The 12,662-nt window shown below is 41.0% G+C and carries 12 protein-coding genes; 9 read left to right on the forward strand and 3 right to left on the reverse strand.

Going from position 1 to position 12,662, the window contains the following annotated elements; all coding sequences use genetic code 11:
* Window positions 1-10 precede the first annotated feature (10 nt).
* Window positions 11-2,113, reverse strand: a complete 2,103-nt coding sequence (locus RS893_RS18780) for a pentapeptide repeat-containing protein (protein WP_315786797.1) — start codon at window positions 2,111-2,113, stop codon at window positions 11-13.
* A 497-nt stretch (window positions 2,114-2,610) separates the two neighbouring features.
* On the opposite strand from RS893_RS18780, the gene RS893_RS18785 reads away from it, so the two are divergent.
* The gene (locus RS893_RS18785) at window positions 2,611-4,281 is read left to right on the forward strand and encodes an NAD(P)H-hydrate dehydratase (protein ID WP_315786800.1); all 1,671 of its coding nucleotides are present in this window, start codon (window positions 2,611-2,613) and stop codon (window positions 4,279-4,281) included.
* Window positions 4,282-4,413: 132 nt separating this feature from the next.
* Here the strand turns inward: RS893_RS18785 and radC are convergent, their stop codons facing one another.
* The gene (gene radC / locus RS893_RS18790; RefSeq protein WP_315786803.1) at window positions 4,414-5,145 is read right to left on the reverse strand and encodes a RadC family protein; all 732 of its coding nucleotides are present in this window, start codon (window positions 5,143-5,145) and stop codon (window positions 4,414-4,416) included.
* Window positions 5,146-5,450: 305 nt separating this feature from the next.
* On the reverse strand, window positions 5,451-6,386 hold the full coding sequence (locus RS893_RS18795) for a phosphoribulokinase (RefSeq protein WP_315786805.1): 936 nt from the start codon (window positions 6,384-6,386) through the stop codon (window positions 5,451-5,453).
* Between the two features lie 577 nt (window positions 6,387-6,963).
* On the opposite strand from RS893_RS18795, the gene RS893_RS18800 reads away from it, so the two are divergent.
* From RS893_RS18800 to RS893_RS18835, 8 genes are all read left to right on the forward strand, one after another.
* On the forward strand, window positions 6,964-7,626 hold the full coding sequence (locus RS893_RS18800) for a class I SAM-dependent methyltransferase (protein ID WP_315786808.1): 663 nt from the start codon (window positions 6,964-6,966) through the stop codon (window positions 7,624-7,626).
* Between the two features lie 141 nt (window positions 7,627-7,767).
* Window positions 7,768-8,121, forward strand: coding sequence for a DOPA 4,5-dioxygenase family protein (locus tag RS893_RS18805; RefSeq protein ID WP_315786811.1), 354 nt, complete (start codon window positions 7,768-7,770; stop codon window positions 8,119-8,121).
* 46 nt (window positions 8,122-8,167) lie between these two features.
* The gene (locus RS893_RS18810) at window positions 8,168-9,043 is read left to right on the forward strand and encodes an AraC family transcriptional regulator (protein ID WP_315786813.1); all 876 of its coding nucleotides are present in this window, start codon (window positions 8,168-8,170) and stop codon (window positions 9,041-9,043) included.
* A 125-nt stretch (window positions 9,044-9,168) separates the two neighbouring features.
* Entirely contained in the window at window positions 9,169-9,819 is a 651-nt protein-coding gene (locus tag RS893_RS18815) for a hypothetical protein (RefSeq protein ID WP_315786816.1), read from the forward strand.
* A 361-nt stretch (window positions 9,820-10,180) separates the two neighbouring features.
* The gene (locus tag RS893_RS18820) at window positions 10,181-11,110 is read left to right on the forward strand and encodes an alpha/beta hydrolase (RefSeq protein ID WP_315786817.1); all 930 of its coding nucleotides are present in this window, start codon (window positions 10,181-10,183) and stop codon (window positions 11,108-11,110) included.
* 116 nt (window positions 11,111-11,226) lie between these two features.
* Window positions 11,227-11,373 (forward strand): hypothetical protein, encoded by a 147-nt coding sequence (locus tag RS893_RS18825; protein ID WP_315786820.1) that lies wholly within the window; start codon window positions 11,227-11,229, stop codon window positions 11,371-11,373.
* Window position 11,374: 1 nt separating this feature from the next.
* Window positions 11,375-11,851: an antibiotic biosynthesis monooxygenase family protein gene (locus RS893_RS18830; protein ID WP_315786823.1), complete on the forward strand. Its 477-nt coding sequence runs from the start codon at window positions 11,375-11,377 to the stop codon at window positions 11,849-11,851.
* A gap of 178 nt (window positions 11,852-12,029) precedes the next feature.
* Window positions 12,030-12,620 carry a chromophore lyase CpcT/CpeT gene (locus tag RS893_RS18835; RefSeq protein ID WP_315786826.1) on the forward strand — a complete coding sequence of 197 codons (591 nt, stop codon included), beginning with the start codon at window positions 12,030-12,032 and terminating at the stop codon, window positions 12,618-12,620.
* Window positions 12,621-12,662 lie beyond the last annotated feature (42 nt).

Raw genomic sequence — 12,662 nt, forward strand, 5'->3', positions numbered from 1 at the left:
CCTTTTTGTACTAGCCTAAACCTAGTAACTTGGAAATCAATGGTAAAAGTTTACTACATGCTTCAACTAATGTGGCTGTGGCAGGTAAGCCAGAAACTAAACCTTTTAACATTGTGATTGCCTTTTTGCCTGTTTTTTGCTTTCCTGCTTCTTGGGGATTTTGACCAACTTCAGCTAAGGTTTTGACTTGTTCTAGCGCTTCGGCTTTGTCTTCTTCGCTTAAATTAGCATCAGCTTCAATTGCCTCTTGCAACTTTGTTAATAATTCCTTGATTCCTGGTTTATCTGGTTCCGGTGAAGCAGGTAATTCGTTGATCGTATTTGTCACTGTACCGCTAATATCACCTAAATTAAAAGCTTGTCCGCTAGCATTAATATCTTTAGCGTGAATTTCTACTTTGCGGCTGGAATCATTACTGTTAGTCATATTTTTATTTTCTAATTTGTTATCTACTTGAACATTAATAGGTTTATTAGCTAATAATTTCACAATTTCAGTCATCTCGGCACTTTGTTGTCGGTAGATGACTATCTCATGCTCTTTTGCTTGTAATTGGGCTTTATATTTTTCTTCTACGGCTTGCAGTGCTAGTTGATAATTATGTGTGAAATCACTATGAATCTTTTCTTTGTCAGCATCAACAGGCACAGCAACTTTAACAACAACTACGCCATCACCTTTATTTTCAATACTCTGGATAGCTAATTCTGTGTCTTCATTTTCGACTTGCACTTGTTTGAAAGCTGCCACAAAAGCTTTCCAATCAATGCCGTTGCGGAAAATTAAATCAACGGTATTAAAAACCTCTTCAAATAGTTTAGTAAATTCTCCTGGTTGAAATTCGCCACTGCCGGGACGGCGTTCTCTGTCATCGGTTCCAGGCTTGGGGTTTTCGAGAAGATAAATAAAGCGACAATCGACGTTATCTAAGTTAGTTGTACTTTCAATATTCCACGCTTCTACACAAACACCAGTCATTTGGGCGCTACTAAAATCAGTACCCACAGCTTGAGTGAGAGTTAGGTTTGCCCATTCTAAATTTGCTCCTTGGAAGGTAGCTTGACTAATATCAGAATCTTTGAGATTTGCTTCTTTTAAATCAGCACCGATAAGGTTTGCACCTTTGAGGTTTGCACCAAAGTAACTTTTTCCTCGACCATTGCCAGTGACAAGTAAATTGAGGATATTTCGTTTAGCTAATATGGTATCGCCGACTCTGGCAAAGTCAAGTTTTTTGGCTTCATAAAAACGAGTGCGTGTCAGGTTTGCTTTTCTGAAATCTGTGTTTTTGAGGGTTGCGCCAGTAAAATCAGCGTTGGTTAAGTCGGCATTGCGAAAGCTAGTTCCACCTGTAGCAGCAAAGTTAACAGCAATCTTGTAAATCAAAGCAAATCTTTCATCACGTTTTAGGGTTCGCCACCCCATGTAGCTACCTAATAAGGTTTGAGCCACAATCCAAACTGTAAACAAGGGGATAACTACACTACCGGGAACACTTTCAAGATTAGGTGTGTTGCCATACTGTTTCCCAGCTAAGGCTCCAGCGAACATGGTGATTCCATAGGCAGGTGCAACCAGAAATCCAGCAACTGTCCCCAGTTCAATTGTTACTAGAACAATTGAACCAGCAACCAGATCAGAGCCGCCTAGAGACAAAATGACTGGCAATATTACAACAATTGTGAAAGGGATGACCTCGTTTCCTGCGATCGCTGCAAGACCCATTAGGAGTAGTGAAACAGCGATCGCGATCGCGATTATGGTAAAACCTGTCTCTAGGCCTTGATAAACAATAACAGCAGAAACGAGAACAAATAGGACAATGGCTATCCAGTTAAGTTCCAGGTTAGCTTGCCAGAGGAACCATCCACCATGAATCAAAGAGAAGGCAACAATGAAGGTAATGATTGATCCTAGAAAAGATAGGATGGCAAATCCAAGTTTCCAGGAAGGTGGTACCCCTGCTTTCGTATCGACAAACTTTGCTGTTTTGAGATTGGCATTGGTGAAGTTTACTGCCCGAATATCTGTCTCGCTGAAGTCTGCCCCAGTCAGGTTTTGACCTTTAAAAGAGCGACCTCGGAGATTTTGACCGGAGTAATCTAGCCGCATAACAGGCTCAGAAAGAGGTGATTGCTGAGATTGTATACAAATTCCCGCTACAATTTTTCGGATTTGGTCAAAAACAGTTAACAGTTAACAGTGAACAGTTAACTGAATTTGGTAGCGTGCGTTATGGACATTAGTCCTAACGCACCGCAAATCATGGGATGATGTGTTAGCCTTCGGCGTATCACACTCTACAATTGAAAATTTTTTTACTTGAAACGGGAAAGTTCTTACTTGAAATGAGAAAGTTCTTACTTGAAACAGGAATGTTCTCATTTGAAATGAAAATGTTCTTACTTGAAATGAGAAAGTTCTTACTTGAAACAGGAATGTTCTCATTTGAAATGAAAATGTTCTTACTTGAAACAAGAAACTTCTCATCCCAAACAAGAAACTTCTCGTCCCATTCCCCTTTTTCGATGATACAAATACATCCGTAGGGGCGTACAACTGTGTGGCTGTACAGTGGTTAATGGTTATAAGAAGACTAGCTATCAACCATGAACACCCAACACCCAACACCCAACAACCAACAAAGAATCCAAATTTCGCAAGTTGTAGTGACAGCACAACAGATGCGCGAGATTGAAGCGCGTATCTTTGCAGCAGGTATGCCTGTAGCGGCTTTGATGGAAAAGGTCGCAGGACTGATTGCCCGTCGTATTCAGGTGCTTTATCTTTCTGAAGACGCGGAGACAGAAAATTTCTCTGTGTCTGTGCGTCCACACAAAGTCGGAATTCTCGTCGGCCCCGGTCATAATGGTGGGGATGCTTTGGTAGTTGCCCGTGAATTGCACTTTCGCGAGTACAGTGTCTATATATACAGTCCTTTTGGCAAACTCAAAGAATTAACTGCACAGCATTTACAGTATGCTCAGAGTCTGGGTATTCCCTGTTATCAATCAATTGAGGAGTTGCCGGAGTGTGATTTGTTGGTTGATGGGCTGTTTGGATTTGGGTTAGAAAGAGAACTCAAAGATCCTGTTGCTAGTGCGATTAATCAGTTAAATGACAAGTCTGTACCAATTATTAGTATCGATATGCCGTCTGGCTTGCATACAGATACTGGCGAAGTTTTAGGAACTGCTATCCGTGCTAGCCACACTTTTTGTTTGGGTTTGTGGAAATTAGGTTTATTACAAGACCAGGCTTTAGAATATGTGGGCAAAGCAGAGTTAATAGATTTTGATATTCCTTTGGCGGATGTGGAAGCAGTATTAGAACAGACACCCAGGATTAAACGTGTCACTAAAAATAGTGTGTTTTCAACTCTGCCTCTATCGCGTCCTGCTGTCACCCATAAGTACAAAGAAGGCCATTTACTGCTAATTTGCGGTTCGCGTCGCTATGCTGGAGGCGCAATTTTGACTGGATTGGGAGCAAGGGCAAGTGGAGTTGGTATGCTGTCGATCGCTGTGCCAGAATCTCTCAAACCAATCTTGGTGAGTCATTTGCCAGAAGCGCTGATTGTCGGATGTCCAGAGACACAAACAGGTGCGATCGCTCAATTACAATTACCCGAAAACACAGACTTAAATTCCTTTGATGCGATCGCCTGTGGCCCCGGTTTAACCAAAGATGCTAGCCCAATTATTCAACAGGTGTTAAAAAGCACAAACCCTTTAGTTCTTGATGCTGATGGTTTAAATATTTTGGCGGAAATAGCAACCCCCCCTAATCCCCCCCTTACTAAGGGGGGGACGAAAGGGGGGGTGTCCCTTACTAACGGAGGAATACGACAAGCATTAACAGTACTTACACCCCATGCAGGCGAATTCCAACGCTTATTTCCTGATTTACCAGATGCCAAACACAATAGAATCGAAGCAGTGCGAGAAGCAGCAGTACAAAGCGGGGCAGTAGTATTGTTGAAAGGAGCAAGAACAGCGATCGCTAATCCCCAAGGTAGAGTGTGGATTGTTCCTGAAAGTACTCCTGCTTTGGCGCGGGGTGGTAGTGGTGACGTGTTAACTGGATTAATAGGTGGATTAATTGCTCAGGCTGTTACCCATCAAATACCTGCCGAAGATATGGTAGCAGCTGCTGCTTGGTGGCACGCTCAAGCTGGAATTTTAGCAGCCCAAGAACGCACAGAATTAGGAGTTGATGCATTTACGTTGACTCAGTATTTGAATTTAGTTCTCAACCACATTGATTTTGATAGACTGTGAGATCCCCGACTTTTTTTAAAAGTTGGGGATCTGGCCCCTCGCAACCCCTCAGAACTAATGACATAGACCACTTGTTCTCTCTCCGCAAACGGGGAAGGTTAGGGTGGGGCAAAAGATATTTGTGCAAAAAGTCTAATCTCCTTGGGGACACTCTTCCCACAAAGTTGTAATTTCCCGCAAACTCTGATGATTGCCATTTCCCAAAATTAAATGATCAAGCAAGGGAATACCTAAAAATTTAGCTCCTGCTAGTAACTGGCGAGTGAGTTCGATATCTTCGCCACTGGGTTCAATGTTACCAGAAGGGTGGTTATGGGCAACTATTAACCGTGTTGCACCTTGGCGAATCACTTCTCGAAAAATCTCACGGGGAGATGCAAGGGTTTCGGTAGCAGTGCCTATAGTAATGACTTGCGTTCCTAGTAAACGATTTTTGATATCTAATAACAGAACTGCAAAACGTTCTTGGTTTTGCCACATCAAGTCCTGACTGAGAGCAGCAGCTGCTGCTGCTGGACTGTCTATAACTGTACGATCTGCAGGGCGCGATTGAAAGGCGCGTTTACCCAATTCAATGGCTGCTAAAATTGTTGTTGCTTTGGCTGGGCCAATACCAGGTATTTGCATGAGTTCAGCAGCACTAATATCTCGTAGAACTGCTAAAGGTTCGCGATCGCATTTACTCAATTCATGTAAGATATATTGTCCCAAACCCACCGCAGAAAGTTTTCCTGGACCTTGACCAGTGCCAAGCAGAATTGCTATTAATTCAGCTGTAGATAGAACTTTTGCACCATGAGTTAACAAGCGTTCTCGTGGACGCTCAGTCTCTGGCATATCAGCAATTCTTAGGCAATAGGTCATAGCTTAAGGAAATAACAACAAAGGAGTACATATACTCTAGTTATCCCCTGTAAGCTCTCAAAATCTATGTCTTTTTGATAAAATTTTCAAAATTTTGGTGTCTAAAGTTAAAGTTGGTTGTTTGGCACAAGTCATCTGATTTTAGTTTTTAGATTTTGGATTTTGGATTGACACTCAACCAACCATCAATCAGTTATCAGTTATCAGTTATCAGGTAATTCCTAAGGTGATAACTGTACCCTACGGGAAGCCTATGAGCGCGTCTACACTGTCCACTGTTAACTGATTGACAACCAACAACCAAGTTATTGATAAATCTGTGTTGCTTTTAGTATGTGGTAGGTAGTGAGAAGCTGAGTAATAGCTAGGGGGTAACTCTGGATTGTTTCGCCAGTAGTACCAGCTACTTTGCCTAACTCTGGATTAACTTCGCGATTACATACGTTCTTTAAATAAGGCATGTCTGAACAAATCAAATGTTCGAGTTTGTTGACTTGTTCTAGATTTGCATGACCGTCTACTTCTAGCACATCAACTGGTTTACCCATGTCGCGGTCTAGTCCTAAACGGATGGCAGACACAGTATTATCACAAAAATCAAGAATTTTGGTAAAGTCTGGATGAGGAATTGTTGGACGCAGTACCAAACGCACGTTTAAATATCCATTGGTGTTATTAACATCATCGCTAGGTGGATAAAAACTCACTACTATATCTGACCATTGCCGTTGCGGACGGATAAACAGTTCTGAGTCAGGTTCTCGTTTCTCTAGTTCTGCCAACACTTGTTCTTCTGTATAACCGCGCTTTTGGGTATCTCGCTTGACTTTCCAATTGGCGCGTAGTGATTCAGGGGGTGCAAGGTAAACTTTCACATCATAGCAATCGCGAGCAGCACGGGTAGAATAGCCGAGTAATCCTTCGATAATTACAAATTTATTGGGTTTAATATACACTGGAGCTTCAAAAGTACCAGTTTTATGGCTGTAAACTGGCTTAAGAATGGGTTGCCCAGTCCGTAACAGCGATAGGTGCTGCTGCATGATATCTAGATAGTTGCAGTCGGGATGGAGAGCCGTAATGCCAATTTCTGCACGTTGCTTGCGATCGTACTTATGGTAATCATCTGTACAGATGATTGTGACATTTTCTGGGCCGAGTACTTGAGCAATCCCTCTTGTCAACGTAGTTTTACCAGCAGCACTGTCACCAACAATACCAAGAATAATTGGACGGCTCATGATTTTTTCCCCCTGAAGATAGCAAATACAATAAAATGCAGTTTTGAATTGTATTCCAGTTTACTAATTCTAGGAATGAATGAAAGATAACTCAAGGTCTCAAACAGATGTTCTGATCAAAGTTAGTTAAGGAACATTGACATCATTACTTGTAATCAAGCTTACTTACTCTTTAAAAAGATTTGTATATATTTTTGTCAATAAGTTATGACAAATGACCGAGGACTAGTTTCCATTTACAAAAAAAAGCCAGAGGGCAAAAGGTAGAAGGTATTCAAAGGTATAAAGGATAACTGAAGTTGTGGGTTTAAAGCCGACTCATATAAAGAGAATTATACCGAGACTCCCAGAGTGAAGGTATAAAGTGTCCTTACTTCAATCCCATGCTTAAAAGCATGGCTTCTCTTATCACCTCTGCCTTCTTTCTTCTGCCTTCATGAATGACAGCATCCTTTTTTAATAAATTAAATTAACTTTGTTAATAAACTCTTAATATCCAGTTATTAATCATACAGTAGTATTTTTAGTATCTAGTTTTCATAGAGATCACTGTTGTTGAACCAGTGAGTGTATGGTCATGGTGTTAATTCTACAAGTAAAAAAAATTATTAAAAAAATCCTTCCAAAACCTGTAGTTGATAGAATTCAGGGTTTTCTTGCCAAGTTTTCAATTAGTCGAATCCGGGGATTTAGTTTACATCTCAATACACCTGATCGCTATGTACTAGAAGATATTATTATCCCATATTTGCTGGAACGCAATGAATTTTATAAAATTCTTTTTGTTGGTTGTGATTGGTTTACTAAACCTTACAATAACTACTTCAAAAACAAAGAATACTGGACTCTAGAAATTGATGAAAGTAGAAAAAAATACGGTTCTCAAAGACATATTGTTGATTCACTTTTGAACCTCAGTAATTATTTTACTAACGATTACTTTGATGTGATAATTTATAACGGAGTTTTTGGATGGGGCATCAATAGCAGGGAAGATACAGAAACTTCTTTTCAGCAATGTTTTCAATGCTTACGATCAGGAGGAATTTTAGTATTCGGATGGAACGATATTCCTGAAGCAAAACCTTTTGCTGTAATTAAAGAATGTCAAACCTTACAACAGTTTAAACCTTACTTTTTTAGCCCTTTATCTACTGTACAATACTCAGTACCTGATAAATCAGATAAGCATAAATTTGGGCATGTATTTAACTTTTATATGAAGCCTTTGTCTGATTGAGCAGACCTACTACAAAAGTTTTTTGCAATTACTGTAAAAATAATCTACACCCAATTTATTAAAAATTTAGTTAAATTCTACTGTAGTGTTAAACGATAATAGTTGTAAAAGCCAAAATTTATATAAGTAGAGCTAAGAGTAATGCAAGAAAATACTGTTAACATCACTGGTTTTCACGCTCACATTTACTTCGATAATCCAACTCGTGAAGCAGCGACACGTGTACGCGAAGGACTAAGTGCTTTTGATGTACGGTTAGGACGTTGGCATGAAAAGCCTATCGGGCCACACCCAAAATCGATGTATCAGGTTGCATTCTCTCCAGAGCAGTTTAGCAAAGTTGTTCCTTGGTTAATGCTCAATCGTGAGGGGTTGGATATTCTTGTCCATCCTGAAACCGGAGATGATGTAAAAGATCATACAGATCATTCTTTGTGGTTAGGAGAGAAGCTAGAGCTAAAGATCGAGTTCCTGCGCCAAGTTGGCACAGCTTGAAAAATTTGTATCAGTGTCTAATGACAAAAGTACGAGAAGTTAGGACATGAGCCAAGATTCTAGCAGAAAAAATGCTGTCATACAGGTTGTGCCGCGATCGCCAATTTTATGGAGTCAAAACGTCATTTCAGATATATTACGCCTTGAAAAACATCATCAACCTGCAAATGGAACATCCCAGTGTTGTCTGCCTAATTATCTACTTAGCATTCATCTTGGCCAACCTATTCAGCTAGAAAGAAAGGTAGACGGGCAACCTAGTAATGATTGTATTGTTGAAGGCGACATTATGATTTCGCCTCCCTATCTTCATCGTCAACTGTCTTGGGATACAGATGCAGAATTTTTGTTACTTCGTCTAGAGCCGAAGTTATTTACTAGTGCTGTGCATGAATCGGTTGATGGGGAGCGTGTACAAATTGTGCCACAGTTGAAGATTCGTGACTCCTTGATTCAACAAATCGGTTTGGAACTCAAAACACAATTAGAAATGGATGGGTTGAGCGATCGCCTTTATGCTGAGTCAATGGTAAATGCCTTAGCAGTTCATATCTTACGACGCTACTCGACACGACAGCAAAGAATTCCAGATATCTCTGGTGGATTGCCTAGCTATAAACTACAACTGGCAACTGACTATATTCAAGCCCATTTAGCAGAAAACTTATCATTAGAAGCGATCGCCACTGAATTAGGTATGAGCCAGTATTACTTTGCGCGGCTGTTCAAACAATCTACAGGCTATTCTCCCTACCAGTACTTGATTAAATGTCGCATCGAACTAGCTCAGGAATTACTCGTGCAAAATCAGCAGAGTATTGCGAATGTTGCCTTACAGGTAGGTTTTGCAAACCAAAGTCAATTTGGTAGACACTTTAAGCGTCTCACCGGAGTGACACCAAAACAATTCTTGAGGAAATAGCAAGAATCTGCTAAAAACGCAAAAAATCGATATACCTGAGTACAACAGCTTTATATCGTTGGTTGAGTATTTCGCTTTGATTGTTCTGACTTAACATACCCAATCAACACAAGAGGATAACTTTGATGCTCAGCATTTTTAAGAATAACCAGGTTCTGGCAGAACTAGATATTTTTGTTACCCAGCCCGATCAACAGTGGTTGTTGATCGATAGTTTAATAGCATACACCGAAAACATTTTGAAAAAACAGCCTGGATATACTGCTAGTGTAATTCATCGTAGTTTTGATGGCTTGCGTGTAATTAATTATGTCCAATGGCAGCAGCAAGCGGATTACGATGCATATATCAACAATCGAGATATTGCTCTAGTAACACAAATTACAGGTTTCTTGGCTCCAGATTCCCATCTCTACGAAATTTTCATGAGCGAACCTGCTGATAGTCAGATGCAAATCACTGCTGGTAAAGGTCAATTGATCAATTTCGGCATCTTTAAATTAAAAGATCCTGCTCATCAACCTCGCTTTTTGGAGTTCACCGCAAAAGCCATCCAGCAAATATCAGGACAATCTGGATTAATGACAACTCACTTTCATCGATCGCTTGATGGCGCGCGTGCCATCAATTATGGGTTGTGGAGTTCTCAACAAGAGTACGCCAAAATGAATGCTAATCCTCCGATGGCTGAACCGCTTATGCAAATGAGATTACTCGCAAATAACGAATTTCAAATGTCGCTGTATGAAGTAGTGTTTACCGCAACAGCTGTCTAATACCATTTGACTATAAGTCTGATCAGTTGGCGACAAGGAAGACAAGGAAGACAAGGGGAGTCAGTGCTAACTTGGGGTTTCAAGAGTTGTAGCACAAGCGCGTGGAAGATTTGTATCAAGAATTTTGTGAGATGCTTGGTGAGGATGGTTATACATTGATGCGTCAGTTGCGATCGCTCTCCCCCGAATAAGGCGGACAGATCCCAGCCGCCTTCCTTTACTTTACAAGTAATAAAAAGCCCTTAAGTCGAAGCCTGCCTTAAGAGCTTTTGCGCCTTTCATCCTTGGGTTTGGCCAAAATATATTTAAGGAAGGCTGTTTTTTTATTTTTTGTAGATCCCTCACAAAAGTGACAATTCCAATGACTGACAAAACAGCAAAAGAGGACATAACCCCTTCATTCCAACTGATTCCTGATGTGCAATATGGTGATGCTTGCGGCACTCCGCTTTTTCTCGACATTCTCTATCCATTGCCAACTCCAATTTCTCCAATACCTGCGGTTGTGTATTTGCACGGTGGCGGCTGGATGTCGGGTGATAAATGCTTTACTCTTAAGGCGTTAGAATTTTTAGCAACGCATGGCTTCTTTACTGTCAGTATCAATTACCGCTTAAGCCATCAAGCTATCTTTCCTGCTCAAATTGAAGACGCGAAAGCTGCTGTGCGCTGGTTGCGTGCCCATGCTAAACAATATCAACTCAATCCACAGCGAATTGGTGCTTGGGGTTTTTCTGCTGGTGGACATCTAGCGGCGTTACTAGGGACAAGCGATAATATATTGACACTAGAGGGTAAAGGCGGATACTCCGAATATCCCAGCCACGTTCAGGCGGTGGTGACAATGGGTGGACCAACTGATTTGCTCCAAATGGGTGGATGGCATGATGCACCAGATTCACCAGAAGCAAGACTGGTAGGTGGTTCTATCCACGAAAAACAGGAGGTGGTAAATCAAGCTAATCCTATAACTTACATCAAACCTACGCCACCGCCCTTTTTGATTATCCACGGTGAATGCGATGAGTTAGTTCCAATTGGACAAGCGGAACTTTTGTACCAAGCGCTCAAAGCAGTAGGTGGGAATGTAACATTTGTACGTGTCAGGGAAGGCAATCATGGGTTTTGCTTAGCGAACCAGCCATACCCAAATGAGCAGGTTTTTCAAATGGAAATTGAACAGCTTGTACTTGCCTTCTTTCAAAAGCACTTGCAGAATTTACCAGGATTTATTGACTCTCCCAGAATAATCTTGAAAAATGCATCGCAAATGTCGTTTCGAAGGAATTGAATTTCTAACAAGAGGGATAAATCAAGGCAAGCGCAAGGTGTGTAGTTGAAAGGTTATCGGTTGGCATTTAACATCAAATCAAACTGCATAAGCCGACAGTATTTGGAGGAGTGATTATGGTACAGATTGATCGAACTAACACAGCTATCGTCGGATTAGACCTGTATACCGTTGCAGAACGTCATCAATCAGCTTTGATAGAGGCGATTGTTCAGGAACAGATTAAATCTTGGGTTGCCAATCCTTTTTTTTCTGTCAGCTAGTGTGCATCGGAGTTTGGATGGGGTACGAGTTTTTACTTATAGCCAGTGGAATCCTAAGTTTGATCATCGCAGCTTATCTCGTCCTATTGTATTAAGTGAATTTTTTCCACCAGACTCTCTGCTGTTGGAAGTTGTTGTCAGCAGACCATTTACGACAGAAGTTGAAATTGCAGTAGGCGATCGCATTACCCATCTTGCCGAGTTTAGAATGATACCTGCCAATCAGCCGGAAATGGTAAAACGCGCTACTGCTGAAATTGATCGTGCGATCGAGTCACCAGGACTAATCTTAGCAACCTTTCATCGTAGTCTTAACGGAACACGAATGTTTAATTACGGACAGTGGGAAAGTAAAGAAGCATTTGAGGCAATCCTCAAGCAACCTGGGTTCAACCCGGATAAGCCTTACTGGGAAGGTTTAGCTCGAAATGAGTTCCATCTTTACAATGTTGTTCACATTGAAGTGAAAGCTGCATAACCAATCATTGTGGGTGATCAGGCTACCTACTGCTGCTCGAAATGCAGCTACAGCACCAGCATTTATGTCCTGTATAGCACAGATACGATTTTACTAATTGACTTCAATTTGTATCAACACCCTCACAAGATTTACAATACTTGCAGATAATTTTTAAACAACTGGTGTATTTTTTGTAATGACTAGCTCCACAGATATTGCTACCTTAGCCCGCCTGATGGCAGCAGACTTTAGCAATCAAGAACAAGCTTTTGAAAACCCACCTTTTTATGCCCATATCCGTGTGTGTATGCGTCCCCTTCCCTTGGAATTGCTATCGGGGGTAAGTTTTTTTGTGGAGCAAGCTTATGATTACATGCTCAATGATCCCTATCGTATGCGGGTATTAAAGTTACTAACAACAGACAAGCACATCATTATCGAAAACTACACTGTTAAAGAAGAACAAAGATTCTACGGTGCATCTCGTAACGTCGAACGTCTGAAAATGCTAAACGCTGACGATTTGGAAAAATTACCAGGCTGCAACATGATTGTAGAGTGGACTGGTAATGGCTTCAAAGGTAAGGTAGAGCCAGGAAAAGCGTGTATTGTCTTTCGTAAAGGTTACAAAACCTACCTTGATAGTGAGTTTGAAATTAACGAAGAAAATTTTATTAGCCTGGATCGGGGACGTGATCCAGAAACTGATGAACATGTCTGGGGATCTGTTGCTGGGCCATTTCATTTTGTTCGTTGGCAGAGTTTCGCAGATGAAGTGAAAGTGTAAAGTACCCACCACCAACCGCCAAGCGGTATGGTGGGAATTTCC

Source organism: Fischerella sp. JS2, assembly GCF_032393985.1.
Classification (GTDB): domain Bacteria; phylum Cyanobacteriota; class Cyanobacteriia; order Cyanobacteriales; family Nostocaceae; genus Fischerella.

Bases quoted from the DNA above. Each gene is read 5' to 3' on its own strand.
- RS893_RS18780 (WP_315786797.1), bottom strand. From the start codon at position 2,113: ATGCGGCTAGATTACTCCGGTCAAAATCTCCGAGGTCGCTCTTTTAAA.
- RS893_RS18785 (WP_315786800.1), top strand. From the start codon at position 2,611: ATGAACACCCAACACCCAACACCCAACAACCAACAAAGAATCCAAATT.
- radC (WP_315786803.1), bottom strand. From the start codon at position 5,145: ATGACCTATTGCCTAAGAATTGCTGATATGCCAGAGACTGAGCGTCCA.
- RS893_RS18795 (WP_315786805.1), bottom strand. From the start codon at position 6,386: ATGAGCCGTCCAATTATTCTTGGTATTGTTGGTGACAGTGCTGCTGGT.
- RS893_RS18800 (WP_315786808.1), top strand. From the start codon at position 6,964: ATGGTGTTAATTCTACAAGTAAAAAAAATTATTAAAAAAATCCTTCCA.
- RS893_RS18805 (WP_315786811.1), top strand. From the start codon at position 7,768: ATGCAAGAAAATACTGTTAACATCACTGGTTTTCACGCTCACATTTAC.
- RS893_RS18810 (WP_315786813.1), top strand. From the start codon at position 8,168: ATGAGCCAAGATTCTAGCAGAAAAAATGCTGTCATACAGGTTGTGCCG.
- RS893_RS18815 (WP_315786816.1), top strand. From the start codon at position 9,169: ATGCTCAGCATTTTTAAGAATAACCAGGTTCTGGCAGAACTAGATATT.
- RS893_RS18820 (WP_315786817.1), top strand. From the start codon at position 10,181: ATGACTGACAAAACAGCAAAAGAGGACATAACCCCTTCATTCCAACTG.
- RS893_RS18825 (WP_315786820.1), top strand. From the start codon at position 11,227: ATGGTACAGATTGATCGAACTAACACAGCTATCGTCGGATTAGACCTG.
- RS893_RS18835 (WP_315786826.1), top strand. From the start codon at position 12,030: ATGACTAGCTCCACAGATATTGCTACCTTAGCCCGCCTGATGGCAGCA.